This is a genomic window from Brevibacillus fluminis, assembly GCF_003710825.1.
GTDB classification, from domain to species: Bacteria; Bacillota; Bacilli; order Brevibacillales; family Brevibacillaceae; genus Brevibacillus_D; species Brevibacillus_D fluminis.
Map to the genome: position 1 here is coordinate 46,349 of NZ_RHHQ01000005.1, position 13,745 is coordinate 60,093.

Here is a 13,745-nt window from a genome sequence, read left to right on the forward strand (position 1 = left end):
AAATGGGGCGGGGAATGGATTCCAGCGATCTACCAAAAAAAGAAAAACGCCACCTGCTTTATGCGGGTTGGCGTGGGTCGTTTCCTCTTAAACGAGTGTTTGAAAGTGGAGTTGCCGGGAAAAGCGCATGTGTCATCAGCGGCGTTCGACGAGCCGCAGCAGCAGCTCGATTCGTGGCATGATATAGTCAGGCGTTTCATGGGCACTTAGCACCATCAGTCCGGACAACACCGACAAGTAGCAGGCGATCAGCTCGCCAGCATCGCCCTCGGCCACTTCCCCAGCTTGCTGGCCTTGCTCGAATAAGGGCCGCAGCTGCTCGACGAACAGCTCTAAGGAATACTTCTCGATCAACAGTTTCGCCCGCTCGGGTACGCCCTCTGACGTGCGCGCCTGGTGGATCAGGAGAAAATACGGCTTCCCTCCTTCATCGAGCGTACTTTCGGTCAACATTCTGATTCTCTCAATCGGAGATCCCGGCAGTTCATAGACCCGCTTCATTTCCGCATGCGCTTCGAGCACGGCACCTTCGACGAGTGTCGTGAACAGGTCGTCTTTCGATTTGAAATAGTGGTACAGCAGCCCGTGGCTAATGCCGGCTTCCGTTGCAATCATGCTCATTTTCGTTCCGGCAATGCCGCGGCGGGCGAAAACCTGGAGGGCTGCGGCTATGATTTGTTCTTTACGCTCATCGCGAATTTGTGTTAATTGTTCGTCGTTTAAAGGCGCCATGTTCGTTCACTCCTTTTTACCAGTATACCATTTTGGAAACGGCTAACGGGAAACCGATTACGGCGCGACGTAATGCTGGCTTTGCTGATAAGGGGCCTCCGAAAAGACGGGCAGGATGTCAGCAAGGATGTCTTCCAAAGGTTTGCTGTGTTCCTGGATCAGCTGGGCGAGCAAATGCTGTCCCTCTTCGGAAGCGGACAAAACCGTCTTCACCATATCGGGGGCGAAGAGCGCGCGCGGCGGCACCGACAAAGAATTGACCGCCCAATACAGACCGTACAGCGCCCAGCTTTGCTCGGTTGTCGCGTGCTTCAGGAACAAATCCATGTAGCGCTTACCGAACGCAATGCCTTTCAACGGTTCGGAGCCAGCATACTCGACACCTTCCCATTGCAGGTCGGTGGCGCAATTCAGCCACCAGGCGGGCGCGATTGCCTCTTGCATGCGCCGCAGCGCGGTACGCTCGAATTGGGGCGTGTGTTCATCACGATCATCACGCAAGCTGAGTTCGAGGAGTTCCGCTTGAAGCGCGGCCACCGTCATGCCCTGACCGAAAATCGGGTCGAAGGTGCAGTAGGCGTCTCCCAGCACGAGTAGCCCGGATGGCCACCGTTCCATTTGCTCATAGCGCTGACGGTATGAGTGCGGCATGCGAAAACCCTTGGGAGGGGAGAGCGGCTCAAGCTGTTGCAGCATGTCTGCGATCAGCTGCGACGGAAGCGCTGCGACGGTCTGCTCGAATTGCTCCGCATCTGTCGGTGGATACTGCCCACCGGGGCGGTACAGCAGCATCTCAGCCACATGATTTTCGAGAAAAGAGAAGACCCCTGTAAACGTTCCATTCGTTGGCTGACCGGCGATGTTGATCACATCCCACGTTTCTTCCAGATGAGCCGAGCGAGCGGGAACCCGATAGCGGCGTGTGCTGTAGCCGATATTTGCTTGCAGCATATCCGGCTGCGGGACCGCGTAGCCCATTTGTTCCAGCCATGCTGCCAGCTTGGAGGAACGGCCGCTGGCATCGATGACGAGATCAGCCGACAGCAGCTTTTCATCGTGCAAGCCGCGTTCACGCGTAAAAATGCCGATTACCTCCGATTTGTCTGTACTCGTTGCCAGACCGATGACATCGTGCTTGGTGAGAACATGCACATGGGGGATGCTTTTCACCCGTTTGCGGATGACCCATTCGAGCAGCTCGCGGCTGAACTTGATATCGTCGCGCGGATATTTGCCGACCATGCTGCCGTATTGGTTCATGTGGTGCATGTCTTTGTTCCATGACGATGGAGCTCCCATTGCTACCAGGTCTTTTTCATACCCTGGAAAAAGACGCTCTGTAATCTCCTTGCCGCGAAATGTGAAGCGATGGGGGTGGTACGCATGCGGAGTACCGAGGCGAGTCGCGGGTGTTTCGGGCAGATCGTCCTTCTCAACGATCAAAACGTCCGCATAATGATCGGCCAATACCCGCGCAGCCAGAAGGCCAGCAATGCTTCCTCCGATGACAATCGCTTTTTCTTTCTTTTGCAGGTCGTTCATATTCATCGCTCCTTTGTTTTTGCCAGCCGTGTGGGCTGGTTTTTCCGATTCAACGATGGGGATGAGTTCTAGGGTGAACGATTTGAGTTTTTGGTTGATCGAATCAGTCAATCATAAAATAACCGATTTTCCATAAACCGTCAATCGTTTTCTCAACATGAATGTAAAAATAATGAAAAAACTGGTAAACAAATTGAAATTAATAATTCTGAAGATTATGTACAATCATGATGCTTGTAGAAACATTGACGGAGGTGTCATCCATGGGGGGTTTACGCAAGGCATCATCCTTTCTTCTTACCGCATCTTTATCACTTGGCTTGCTTGTCGGCTGTGGTCAGTCGACGACAGAAACAAATGGCGCAGCGAATCAGAATCAGAATTCAGCGAGCAACGGGCAGGTCACGATCAAGATGGTCGAGAGTATCACAAGCCCACAGCGGACCGAGCTGCTTAAAGAGCTGATCGGCAAATTCGAGGCGGCCAACCCGACGATCAAGGTGGAGCTGATTTCGCCACCATTCAACGGGGCCGACCAAAAAATTACGCAGATGCTGATGGCCAAGGAAGATCTCGATGTGTTGGAAGTGCGCGAATTCAATGCCAAGCAATTTTCCATGAATGGTTTCATTGAAAATTTGAAACCGTTTACAGACAAATGGAGCAATTATGACGCTCTCAACGACATCGCCAAGCGGCGAGCCAATTGGGTGGACAACACGCCGTACTATATCCCGAACGGCTTGTACCAGCGCGTCCTGTTTTACCGCACCGATTGGTTCAAGGAAGCAGGGCTAGAGGTGCCTAAGACGTGGGATGAACTGTATGAGGCGGGCAAAAAACTGACAGACCCCGCCAAAAACCGATTCGGCTACAGCTTCCGCGGCGGGCCGACAGGCTGGGATTACTTGATGATCACGCTGTGGGCCTACAATGGCGCCAAGGTTGATCCGAATAATGCGTTTTTCCTCAAAGACGGCAGCACCATCTTCTCCACACCGGAGTCGCTTGCCGCCACCAATTTTTATAAGCAGATGTACAAAGATGTCTCGCCGCCCGATTCGGTCAGCTGGGGCTTTCCGGAGATGGTCCAAGGCTTCGTTTCGGGAACGACGGCCATGCTAATCCAGGACCCTGAGGTGATCGATGCCGCCAAAGAAAAAATGCAGGAAGGGCAATGGGCAACAGCTCCGCTGCCGGTGGGGCCGTCTGGAATCGCGCAGCAGGTGGTCAGCGGACCGGGCTGGGGGATGACGGCGTACTCCAAGCACAAGGAAGAAGCGTGGAAGCTGATCGCGTTCCTCTCCGATCCAGAGCAGAGCACGTATTACACCAAAAAAAGCTCGGTGATTCCAGTCGTGAAAAGCGCTGCCGAGGATGCTTTCTACAAGGAAGGGTACTATAAGCCGTTCATTGACATGAATACGCAGTCGGACAAATTCGTCGATGTGAGCCGTCCAGTCGATTACAAAGGCTGGGGCGCCTGGCAAAACGCGGCGGACAAAGACATTCAGTCGTTCTTGCTCGGCAAACTATCCGCAGAGGACCTCATGAAGAAGTGGGATCAATACTGGGCGAAGGAAAAAGCCGCAGCCAAATAAACAAAACAGCGTTTCAACAAAAAGAAAATGGGCGGCCCGGCTGCCCATTTTTCTGCAAGACCGCTTGTGAGGAGGAAAGAAAAGTGGAAGCAGAAAAGCAAACTATTCTGGTCGAAAGGCAACAGGCTGTCCATGCGCCTAAAAAACCGTTCCGCTTGTCGCGGGAAGGTCTCTTCATCCTGCTTTGTCTCATGCCAGCGCTGCTCCTGGTGACCGTTTTCACCTATTATCCGTTGGTGAAAGGTGCCGTGATGGCATTTCAAAATTATACACTGTTCGATTTGACCGACATTCATTTCATCGGTCTGGAAAACTTCATCGCCGTTTTTACTAGCCCGGATTTTTTTACCGTGGCGCTGAACAGCTTTTATTGGGTCGCGTTTTCCCTTGTTTTTCAGTTCATTCTCGGCTTTGGGCTGGCGCTCTTGATGCGCAAGCGATTCCGCGGCAGAGGGCTGTACCAAGCGATGGTGTTTTTTCCGTGGGCGATGTCCGGCTTTCTGATCGGGTTGATCTGGCGGTGGATGTTTAATGCCCAGTTCGGCGTCATCAATGACCTGCTGCTGAAAGTGGGACTGATCGACGCGCCGATCCCGTTTTTGGCGGATGGGACGTGGGCGCTTGCGTCTGTCATCATCGCGAACATTTGGTACGGAGTCGCCTTTTTTGCCATCATGATTTTGGCTGCACTGCAGTCGATACCAGGCGAGCTGTATGAGGCAGCTGACATGGATGGGGCGAGCGCCTGGCAGCAGTTTCGCTATATTACCGTTCCTTTCATCATGCCGACGCTGGCAGTCACGATCCTTTTGCGCGTCATCTGGATTCTTAACTTCCCCGACATCATCATTTCGATGACAAACGGCGGCCCTGCCGGGTCTACTCATATTTTCTCGACCTATATGATCGACAAGGTGATTTTTGCGCAGGATTACGGGCAATCATCCGCCATCGGGATTGTGATCGTGCTGATTTTACTCGTGTTTACGGTGTTTTACGCCAAGGCGATGAAAGTGGATAAGGGGGCTGATTTTTGATGGCGAACGTAATGTGGCGCACAGGAAAAGCGGCGCTTCTCGCGCTGTTTCTGGCATGCACGGTCTTTCCGCTGTATTGGGTCGTCATCACCTCATTCAAAGGGCCGAAGGAGATTTTTTCTCTTCCCATCAAGTATTGGCCGGAGAATGCAACATTGGTGAACTACCTGGAAATTTTCAAAACATCGCATTTCCAGACCTACATCTTGAACAGCTTCTTGGTTTCGCTGGTCGCATCATCGATCGTCCTTTGTATCGCGCTGTTGGGCGGCTATGTGCTCGCGCGCTTTTCATTCCGGGGAAAGGGACAGGTGATGTTCGGGTTTTTGGTGACGCAGATGGTGCCGATGTTTATCGGGATGGCGCCGCTTTATGTGATGATGTCCAGCATGAAATTGTTGAACAGCCTGTTTTCGTTGATGTTGGTCTATTCGGTGATGCTGATTCCTTTTTCGACGATTATCATGGTCGGGTTTTTTCAGCGCATTCCAGCTGCGCTTGAGGAGGCGGCGATGATTGACGGCTGCTCGCGGATCAGCGCCTTGTTTCAGGTGATCATTCCGATCATGCTGCCGGGGATTGCGGCGACGTTCATCTTTGCCTTTGTGCAATGCTGGAACGAACTGATCATGGCGGTCATGTTCATCGATGCGGAGACAGTCAAAACGATTCCAGTGGCGATGAACTCCTTCATCAAGAAAACCGATATCGAGTGGGGTGCGATGTCGGCTGCAACGGTGCTGTCGGTGTTGCCGACGATGGTGCTGTTCGCGGTGTGCCAGAGATATTTGGTGGAAGGGCTGACGCAAGGAGCGGTGAAGGGGTGAACGTTCGCCTCTCAGAAAACCTCCCCTTTGCGGGAGTGTTGATGGGACGGGGGTGCGGTGGAGGGAGAATGCCGTTTCCTCCTGCACTCCGTCTTGGGCCAGCAGGGATGTGGGGGGTGTCCGCGAGCAAGGGAGCCGCGGGGCGGGCGCAAAAGGGTGCCTCTTCAGGATGATTAGGCAGAGGTTGCGCCCGGAAGATTCCCCGCGGCTCGCTTGCTCGCTGGGTGGGCCCGGCGAAAGTCGATGCTGGAGGAAACGGCATTCTCCCGGTCGATTCTGCTGTGGGTCAACACTCCAGCTTGAGGGACTGTTTCTTCGTGGCGCTCGGTTCTTTGGATAAAGTTGTGAGGGTTACGCCTCCGACGATGAAAAGCGCGCCGAGCAGTTGCTGGGAGGTGACTAGTTTATCCAGGATGAAATAGCCGAAAATCATTGCCACGAATGGCTCCAGGTTGGAGAACATGGCGGCTTTGGCCGCCCCGACTTGCTGGAGCTGGCTGTTCCAGATCAGGGTGACGAATCCGTGCATGAGCACGGCGGTAAGGATTAGCAGTCCCCATGCCCACAGCTGTCCGCTGATGTGCCAGCCGGTCGCGTTGATCGCTGTGACCGGGATCATGGCGCCGAAGCCGATCAAGGTGGAGTACAGCGTCGTCACGAGCGGCGGGATGCGCTGGGCTAGCATGCGTACCAAGATGATTGAGATCGCAAAGGTGACCATCGTCAGCCCGATCCACAAGAGTCCGACGCTAAGCTGCAGGGCGGAGCCGTTGTAGATGACGAGCATGACGCCGAGCGTGGCGATGATGGAGCCGGCGATCATTTTGGGCGTGAGCCTTTCCCGCAAAAATACCGCAGCCAAAAGCGCGGTGGTGACTGGCGTCAACGCGAGAATGAGCGCCGAGGTCGTCGGATCGGCGGTGACTAGACCTTGGTAAAACGTCCAATGGTTCAGGAACACGCCGATGATGCCGAGTGCAAACAACAGCCCCCAGTCTTTGCGGGATACGCGGCCCAACCGTCGCGTGATTAACGCGTAGCCGAGCAAGAACAGTGTGATAAACAACAGCCGTGTAGCTGCCAGAAAAAAGGGAGAGAACTCGCGGACGAGAATGGTGCCAAAGACGAAATTGCTTCCCCAGACGGTGACACAAAAGATCAATAACAAATAAGAGCGCAGCATAGTGTAAGGTCCCGTTCCTTTCATTCATGTGCAAAATGTTTGCCGACCGCTTTGCTGCACAAATAGAGCAGCACCAGCATTGTCGAGGCGGCCGTACTGATCCAGATCGCTTCCAGGTTGCCTACGTAGGAGCGGCTTACGTAGCCGCAGGCCATCCCGATGAGAGCGGAAAACGGGATGAAATTGCTCACCTTCCCTTTGGCGAGAACCATGACGACGACAGGGATCAGGAGTGCCGCATAGATAATTCCGAAGAAGAAAAGCAGCTCCAATAACGAAGGGGTGAAATAGAAGGTCACAAGAAACGATAACACCCCGAGAATAATCGCGATCAGGTAGCTCATGCGCAGCTTTTGCCGTTCGTCGGCTTGCGGCTTGAACAGCTGATACACATTGCTCACCATCAGGCTGATCATCGAGTGGATGCCTGCGCCGAAAGCGGATGTGATCGCGCTAAAGGAGCAGAGCACAAACAAGACAAGCAGAAACGGATTGTCAATCTTGCGAATCAGTCCGAATAAGAGCGAGTAAATGTCATGAAAGCCGCCGGTAAAAATGACGATCATGATCAAGGCGGAAAAGGCAAGCGGCACCGTCGCCCCGATGAAGCCGGACAAAAGGAAGGCCGGAACGATTTTTTTCTCCTCGATCATGTAGAGACGCTGCCAGGACGCCTGGTCGACGAACACTTGGCCAAACCCGATCAACATGCCGCAGACGATGAACAGCAGCCCTTCGTGATTGTTGGCGACGAGCAGATACGGATGATAAAGACGGATACCCGCATACACATGCTCCACGCCTTTTTCAATGAAAAAATAGACCGGAATGAGGATCGCGGCTGCAAACGTGAAGATCACCTGGATAAAGGCGAACCGATGAATGAGCACGATGCCGCCAAACCCTGCGTACAGCACACAAAGCAGAAAAAAGCAGAGAAGGCCGATCGGAATCGGTATCCCGAACAAAATATTAACCAAAACCCCCGCTGCAAGCCCCTGCATAAACATCGTTTCAAAGCTGATGACAAACAAAACCCCAATCAATACCCAATAGCCAGACCGATTCAGCTTGAAACGGAGGTAGTCCCCGATCGTCAGCCCCTCGGAAAACTCCTGCCTCACCCGCTTGCCCAGCCAGCCGAAAGCAATCAGGCCAAATGCGCCCATGAGCGCATAGCCGATCCCCCCGAAAATGCCGTACCGCACCAATGCCTCCGGAGAGGCGAAAATCGTATTGCCGGTAATCCAGCGCGCCAAAATGGAGACGACACCTAAGCCGATGCCAACCTTTGCTGTTCCCAGAACGTACTCACGAAATGAATGGTAGAACAACCTCATTTCTCCTTTTCACGGTATTCCTTTGGCGTGCTGCCCATCTGCTTGCGGAAGATCGTGCTGAAATAATGCTGGCTGTTGAAGCCGGTTTTCTCCGCGACCGTCGAAATACTCCAGTCGGGGTGGGTAAGAAGCATTTTTTTTGCCATCTGAATGCGGTACTGCATCAAGTATTCCGAGAACGATACGCCCACCTCTTCCGTGAAGCGGCGGCTCAGGTAGGTAGCATTGATGTGGACCTCAGCGGCGAGGTCGGCCAGGTTCAGCTTGTCCGCGTATTTTTCATGAATGATCGAGAGCGCATCGTGAATGACGCGGGAATACTCCGTATGTGCCGTGCTGTTGCGGTATTTGCTGAGGATGTCGACCAGCTCGCTTTCGATGACCGGCTTGGTCATGTAATCGACGACGCCGAGCCGGATCGACTGTTTGGCATAGTGAAAATTTTGATAAGCCGTGACGATGATCAAGTCGACATCGGGATTCAGTTGGCGCAGCTCATCACCCAGCTCCAGTCCGGATTTACCAGGCAGGTTGATGTCCAAGAAGGCGAGGTGAATCTTCACCTTTTGGCAAATTGCCAGTGCCTGGCTTCCGTCGTACGCTTTGTACAAATTCCAGAAAGGGAACAGCGGGGAGATGAGATACTCCAGCTGGTCGAGCTCTAGCGGTTCGTCATCCACCAATAAAACGTTCATGTTGCGTACCTCTTTTCCAACGAAAATAAAAGGAATGCCTTACGTTCAGGGCGCTGTGGGAGAGCCGGATTCATCCGTGGTGGACAAATAAGGCCATTCCACAAGGACCTCTGTGCCGGTTCCTTCGATCGTTTGAATGTGCAGCTTGGCCCGCTCGCCAAAGTAAAGGTGGAGGCGACGCCGGATGTTATCCAAGCCGTGCCCGCTCTTCTCCAGAGCAAGGTCGGCGACAGGATCCATCGATCCGTTGTCCAGCACCTTGAGGATGACCAGATCCTGCTGGCGGTAAAAGTCAATGCAGAGCACCGCCCGGCCGATTTTGCGCTCCAGGCCATGCTTGAACGAATTCTCCACCAGCGTCTGCAGGACGAACGGCGGAATGCGCGCAAGACCGATGCTCTGATCATGGATGGTGAGGCTGATGCTCAGCCGGGAGCCGAATCGCAGCTTCTGGATCTCGATGTAATGCTCCGTATAACGAATTTCTTCCGATAGCAAGATCATCGGCTCATTCGTCTTGTATTTGAACTTGAGAAATTGAGACAGCACCTCCAACGCCCGCACCAGCTCCTCATTGCGCTTCAGGCGGGCGAGGCTCAGAATAACATTCAGCGTATTGAACAAAAAGTGCGGCTGAATTTGCTGGTTCAATTGATTGTACAAAGATTGCTGCAGCTCTTTCTCGAGTTCCATCTTCTTGTTCCGGTTCTCCAGAAGGTCGATCCGCTTCTCGAAAATAAACAGAAACAATAAAGCAATAGCTCCTATGATAGGAGCCAAAATAAAGAGCAGAATGAGCATCGTGAAGCCTTCGAAGCTTATCATGCGATCCATCTACCTTTGGAGTGTTGTGTTTTTACTCTGATTAAACAAGGTGGCAGGCGACCTGATGCGTATTGCTTACGCCTGTCAGCTGCGGAACTTCTGTTTTGCACCGATCGACGGCAAACGGGCAGCGCGTATGGAAACGGCAACCTTGCGGCGGATTGATCGGAGATGGCACATCGCCGGACAGCATTACGCGCTCGCGCTTTTCCTTGCGGTTCGGAACCGGGATGGCGGAGAGCAGCGCTTTGGTGTACGGATGCTGCGGATTTTCGAACAGCGATTTCTTATCGGCGATCTCCACCACTTTTCCTAAGTACATCACCATCACGCGATCGGAAATATGGCGGACGACGCCGAGGTCGTGCGAAATGAACAGATACGTTAGTTTATACTGTCGCTGCAATTCTTTCAATAGATTCAAAACTTGCGCCTGAATCGAGACGTCCAGCGCGGAAACGGCCTCATCGCAGATGATCAGCTTGGGCTCGACCGCAAGCGCACGGGCAATGCCGATCCGCTGGCGCTGACCGCCGGAAAATTCATGCGGATAGCGGTCGATATGGTCGGGGCGCAATCCGACGTGGGCAAGCAATTCGGTGATGCGGTCATGGCGTTTTTCTGCCGGGACGACATTCTGGATCGCCAGCGCTTCGCCGAGAATCTGCCCAACGGTTTGACGCGGGTTGAGCGAGGCGAACGGGTCCTGGAAAATCACCTGCATGTCTTTACGCAGCTTGCGCATGTCCATTTTGTTGAAAGATAGAATGTTTTTTTGATCGTAAAAAATTTCGCCGCCGCTCGGTTCGTCGAGCCGCAGAATGGCGCGTCCGGTCGTCGATTTGCCGCAGCCAGATTCGCCAACGATGCTGAGCGTCTCACCTTCATAGATGGAGAAGCTGATATCGTCTACGGCTTTGACATGATTGACAGTGCGGCCCAAAATTCCGCCTTTGATCGGAAAGTATTGCTTTAGCTGTTTGACCTCGACCAGCGCTTTTTGCTTAGACATAGGTGGCACCCCCGCTTTTCACGTTTGCTTCCGGCTGTTTATCCCATTCTGGCGTGTAGATCCAGCAGCGGATCTGGCTGTTGACATTGACATGCACCAGCTCGGGCAGCGTCGTTTGGCAGATGGAGCGGGCATGCGGGCAGCGCGGGGCGAAGCGGCAGCCCTGCGGCATGTTGTACGGGCTCGGTACACTGCCTTTGATCGCAACCAGCTCGTCCTGGTCTTCATCGAGGCGTGGCAAGGAATTCAGCAAGCCGACGGTGTACGGGTGTTTCGGGTTGTCGAACAGCTCCTCGGCGGTTGTGTACTCCACGACTTTGCCGGCATACATGACGGCGACGCGGTCGCATGTTTCCGAGACGACGCCGAGGTCGTGCGTGATCATGATAACGCCCATGCCGAGCTCTCTTTGCAGCTTTTTCATCAGCTCCAAAATTTGCGCCTGGATGGTCACGTCGAGCGCGGTGGTCGGTTCGTCGGCAATCAGGATTTCCGGCGTGCACGCCATGGCCATCGCGATCATGACGCGTTGGCGCATCCCGCCGCTCAGCTCATGTGGCTCCTGCTTTGCCCGTTTTTCCGGGGAAGGGATGCCGACCAGCCGCAGCATGTCGACAGCTTTGTCCCATGCTTCTTTCTTACCCAACTTTTGGTGCAAGCGAAACACTTCGGCGATTTGCTCACCGACCGAGTAGACCGGATTGAGCGAGGTCATCGGCTCCTGGAAGATCATCGAAATTTGGTTGCCGCGAATCGCACGCATTTCCTCTTCCGATTTTTTCACTAAATCGGTTCCTTTAAACAAAATTTCGCCCCCGACGATTTTTCCGGGCGGGCTTGCGATCAGACGCAAGATCGAGAGCGAGGTGATGCTCTTGCCGCAGCCGGATTCACCGACCAGGCCGAGCGTCTCGCCTTTGTGCAGCGTAAAGCTGATGCCGTCCACCGCGCGGCTCACACCTTCATCGGTAAAGAAGTGGGTCTGCAGGTTGCGGACGTCCAAGATTTTTTCTGCTGTTTTCGCCATGTTGACCCCTCCTTAGTCCAGTTCAATCCGTTTGTTGAAGTATCGGTACAGCACATCGACAGCCAGGTTTACGAATACGAATATTACTGAGGCGACTAACACGCCGCCTTGCACAACAGGCAAATCGCGCATGCGGATCGCGTCGACGATCAGACGGCCCAGACCATTGATCGCAAAAACGGATTCCACAAGTACGGCGCCGCCCAGCAAAATCCCGAACTGCAGACCGACGACGGTGATGACCGGGATGAGCGCGTTTTTCAGCGCATGCTTGTAGACGATCACGCGCTGCTTCAAGCCTTTTGCCTTAGCGGTGCGGATGTAGTCCTGGCGGATCACGTCGAGCATGCTAGAGCGTGTCATCCGCGCGACGATCGCGGCGCCGGATGCCCCCAAGGTGATCGCCGGCAGCACCAGATGCTTCCATGTGCCCCATCCTGCGACGGGGAAGAGGTGCAGCTTCACCGAGAAGTAGTAAATCATCGTCAAACCGAGCCAGAAGCTTGGCAGCGAGACGCCGAGCAGAGCGATGATCATGATCGTAATGTCAGCGAACGAATATTGCTTGGTTGCGGAGATGATTCCAGCCAGCATGCCCAGCACGATCGTGATGAAAATACTTGCAAGCGCGAGTTCGATGGTGATCGGCAGGCGGGTCATGATCTCATCTAGCACCGGCAAATTGGAGCGTAGGGATGTGCCCAGGTCGCCTTGTACGACGTTGCCGACATAATGGATGTATTGCAGCATCACCGGCTGGTCGAGACCGAGCTGATGACGGATTTTTGCGACGTTTTCAGCCGAAGCGCCTTCACCTGCCAAAAGCAGCGCCGGATCGCCCGGCACCATCTGCATGATCAGGAACACGACCAGGATGACGCCCAAAAGGACCGGGATCATCTGGAATAGTCGGCGAATGATGTATACGAACATGTTGCTTTCCCCCCTATTGTTTCATCCTTGGATCGAGCGCGTCCCGCAGACCGTCTCCGAATACGTTGAAGCCGAGCACCAGCGAGGAGATTGCGATTCCCGGGAACATCGCCAGGTACGGTGCAGTGAACAGAAAATCGCGGCCATTCGAAAGCATGGCACCCCATTCCGGCAGTGGCGGCTGTGCGCCTAGTCCAAGGAAGGATAAGCCGGCGGCGGACAGGATCGCGGTCGCCAAGCGGAGCGATGCCTGCACGATGATCGGAGAAAGAATATTTGGGAAAATATGAACAAAGATGATGCGCATGTCGCTGGCGCCGAGCGAACGGATCGCGTCGATATACTCCAGCTTTTTCACCGCCAACGTTGAGCCGCGGACGATTCGGGCGAACATCGGAATCGAAAACACGCCGACCGCAATCATGACATTGATCAGACTCGGCCCCAAAGCGCTTACAATTGCGAGCGCGAGCAAAATGCCGGGGAAGGCGAGCAAGACATCAACGATGCGCATGATGATGGTATCGACCCATTTGCCGTAGTAACCAGACAAGAGGCCGAGTATGACACCGAAAAAAGCGCCGATGAACACCGCGACGAACCCGACCGAGAGCGAGAGGCGCGTGCCGAAAATAACCCGGCTGAGCACATCGCGACCTTTGTCGTCCGTTCCCATCCAATGCTCGGCAGAAGGCATCTTCAATTTGTTGGGCAAATCGATCTGATACGGATCATGTGGAGCGAGAAGTGGCGCGAGCAGGGCAACGAGAATGTAAAAGATGATGACATAGCCGCCCGCCATCGCCAGCTTGTTTTTCTTTAATTTGTTGTAAAACACTTTCCATTTTCCCGGGCGAGCCTGGGCTTTTTCTGTGACCGCTTGTTTCGGTTGAGCATACTCAACGTTCATGGTGCGAACCCCCTTTGTAGATACCAAGTTATCAGAAAACTTCGCAAAGTAAATAAGGTTCGGACAACTCGTAAAGATACT

Annotated in this window: 13 protein-coding genes; 3 read left to right on the plus strand and 10 right to left on the minus strand. The window is 53.8% G+C overall.

The features are described 5' to 3' along the window. Window positions 1-135: 135 nt before the first annotated feature. Window positions 136-732, minus strand: coding sequence for a TetR/AcrR family transcriptional regulator (locus EDM56_RS04890; protein WP_122916775.1), 597 nt, complete (start codon window positions 730-732; stop codon window positions 136-138). A 57-nt stretch (window positions 733-789) separates the two neighbouring features. Then, window positions 790-2,274, minus strand: coding sequence for an FAD-dependent oxidoreductase (locus EDM56_RS04895; RefSeq protein ID WP_122916911.1), 1,485 nt, complete (start codon window positions 2,272-2,274; stop codon window positions 790-792). 263 nt (window positions 2,275-2,537) lie between these two features. Here EDM56_RS04895 and EDM56_RS04900 point away from each other — a divergent pair, with 263 nt between their 5' ends. The 3 genes from EDM56_RS04900 to EDM56_RS04910 all read left to right on the plus strand — a co-directional run bounded on the left by EDM56_RS04900 (window position 2,538) and on the right by EDM56_RS04910 (window position 5,739). Further along, on the plus strand, window positions 2,538-3,875 hold the full coding sequence (locus EDM56_RS04900) for an ABC transporter substrate-binding protein (RefSeq protein WP_122916776.1): 1,338 nt from the start codon (window positions 2,538-2,540) through the stop codon (window positions 3,873-3,875). Between the two features lie 83 nt (window positions 3,876-3,958). Then, window positions 3,959-4,912, plus strand: a complete 954-nt coding sequence (locus EDM56_RS04905; protein WP_122916777.1) for a carbohydrate ABC transporter permease — start codon at window positions 3,959-3,961, stop codon at window positions 4,910-4,912. Next, window positions 4,912-5,739, plus strand: a complete 828-nt coding sequence (locus EDM56_RS04910; RefSeq protein WP_122916778.1) for a carbohydrate ABC transporter permease — start codon at window positions 4,912-4,914, stop codon at window positions 5,737-5,739. The genes EDM56_RS04905 and EDM56_RS04910 overlap by 1 nt, the downstream gene beginning before the upstream one ends. Window positions 5,740-6,025: 286 nt before the next feature. Here the strand turns inward: EDM56_RS04910 and EDM56_RS04915 are convergent, their stop codons facing one another. The 8 genes from EDM56_RS04915 to nikC are packed head-to-tail and all read right to left on the minus strand — an operon-like array spanning window position 6,026 to window position 13,664. Beyond that, on the minus strand, window positions 6,026-6,922 hold the full coding sequence (locus EDM56_RS04915; protein ID WP_122916779.1) for a DMT family transporter: 897 nt from the start codon (window positions 6,920-6,922) through the stop codon (window positions 6,026-6,028). A 20-nt stretch (window positions 6,923-6,942) separates the two neighbouring features. After that, window positions 6,943-8,256, minus strand: coding sequence for a sodium:solute symporter family transporter (locus tag EDM56_RS04920; RefSeq protein ID WP_122916780.1), 1,314 nt, complete (start codon window positions 8,254-8,256; stop codon window positions 6,943-6,945). Between the two features lie 2 nt (window positions 8,257-8,258). Further along, window positions 8,259-8,957: a response regulator transcription factor gene (locus EDM56_RS04925; RefSeq protein WP_122916781.1), complete on the minus strand. Its 699-nt coding sequence runs from the start codon at window positions 8,955-8,957 to the stop codon at window positions 8,259-8,261. 45 nt (window positions 8,958-9,002) lie between these two features. Continuing rightward, window positions 9,003-9,782: a sensor histidine kinase gene (locus tag EDM56_RS04930; RefSeq protein ID WP_122916782.1), complete on the minus strand. Its 780-nt coding sequence runs from the start codon at window positions 9,780-9,782 to the stop codon at window positions 9,003-9,005. 40 nt (window positions 9,783-9,822) lie between these two features. Further along, entirely contained in the window at window positions 9,823-10,794 is a 972-nt protein-coding gene (locus EDM56_RS04935) for an ABC transporter ATP-binding protein (RefSeq protein WP_122916783.1), read from the minus strand. Beyond that, entirely contained in the window at window positions 10,787-11,821 is a 1,035-nt protein-coding gene (locus EDM56_RS04940; protein WP_122916784.1) for an ABC transporter ATP-binding protein, read from the minus strand. Before EDM56_RS04940 ends, EDM56_RS04935 begins: the two co-directional genes overlap by 8 nt. Before the next feature lie 12 nt (window positions 11,822-11,833). Further along, the gene (gene nikB / locus EDM56_RS04945) at window positions 11,834-12,754 is read right to left on the minus strand and encodes a nickel ABC transporter permease (protein WP_122916785.1); all 921 of its coding nucleotides are present in this window, start codon (window positions 12,752-12,754) and stop codon (window positions 11,834-11,836) included. Between the two features lie 13 nt (window positions 12,755-12,767). Beyond that, window positions 12,768-13,664: a nickel transporter permease gene (gene nikC / locus EDM56_RS04950; protein ID WP_122916786.1), complete on the minus strand. Its 897-nt coding sequence runs from the start codon at window positions 13,662-13,664 to the stop codon at window positions 12,768-12,770. Window positions 13,665-13,745 lie beyond the last annotated feature (81 nt).

Excerpts from the sequence above, each read along its gene's own strand:
- EDM56_RS04890 (WP_122916775.1), bottom strand. The coding sequence starts at position 732 with ATGGCGCCTTTAAACGACGAACAATTAACACAAATTCGCGATGAGCGT.
- EDM56_RS04900 (WP_122916776.1), top strand. The coding sequence starts at position 2,538 with ATGGGGGGTTTACGCAAGGCATCATCCTTTCTTCTTACCGCATCTTTA.
- EDM56_RS04895 (WP_122916911.1), bottom strand. The coding sequence starts at position 2,274 with ATGAACGACCTGCAAAAGAAAGAAAAAGCGATTGTCATCGGAGGAAGC.
- EDM56_RS04910 (WP_122916778.1), top strand. The coding sequence starts at position 4,912 with ATGGCGAACGTAATGTGGCGCACAGGAAAAGCGGCGCTTCTCGCGCTG.
- nikB (WP_122916785.1), bottom strand. The coding sequence starts at position 12,754 with ATGTTCGTATACATCATTCGCCGACTATTCCAGATGATCCCGGTCCTT.
- EDM56_RS04925 (WP_122916781.1), bottom strand. The coding sequence starts at position 8,957 with ATGAACGTTTTATTGGTGGATGACGAACCGCTAGAGCTCGACCAGCTG.
- EDM56_RS04935 (WP_122916783.1), bottom strand. The coding sequence starts at position 10,794 with ATGTCTAAGCAAAAAGCGCTGGTCGAGGTCAAACAGCTAAAGCAATAC.
- EDM56_RS04930 (WP_122916782.1), bottom strand. The coding sequence starts at position 9,782 with ATGATAAGCTTCGAAGGCTTCACGATGCTCATTCTGCTCTTTATTTTG.
- EDM56_RS04915 (WP_122916779.1), bottom strand. The coding sequence starts at position 6,922 with ATGCTGCGCTCTTATTTGTTATTGATCTTTTGTGTCACCGTCTGGGGA.
- EDM56_RS04940 (WP_122916784.1), bottom strand. The coding sequence starts at position 11,821 with ATGGCGAAAACAGCAGAAAAAATCTTGGACGTCCGCAACCTGCAGACC.
- nikC (WP_122916786.1), bottom strand. The coding sequence starts at position 13,664 with ATGAACGTTGAGTATGCTCAACCGAAACAAGCGGTCACAGAAAAAGCC.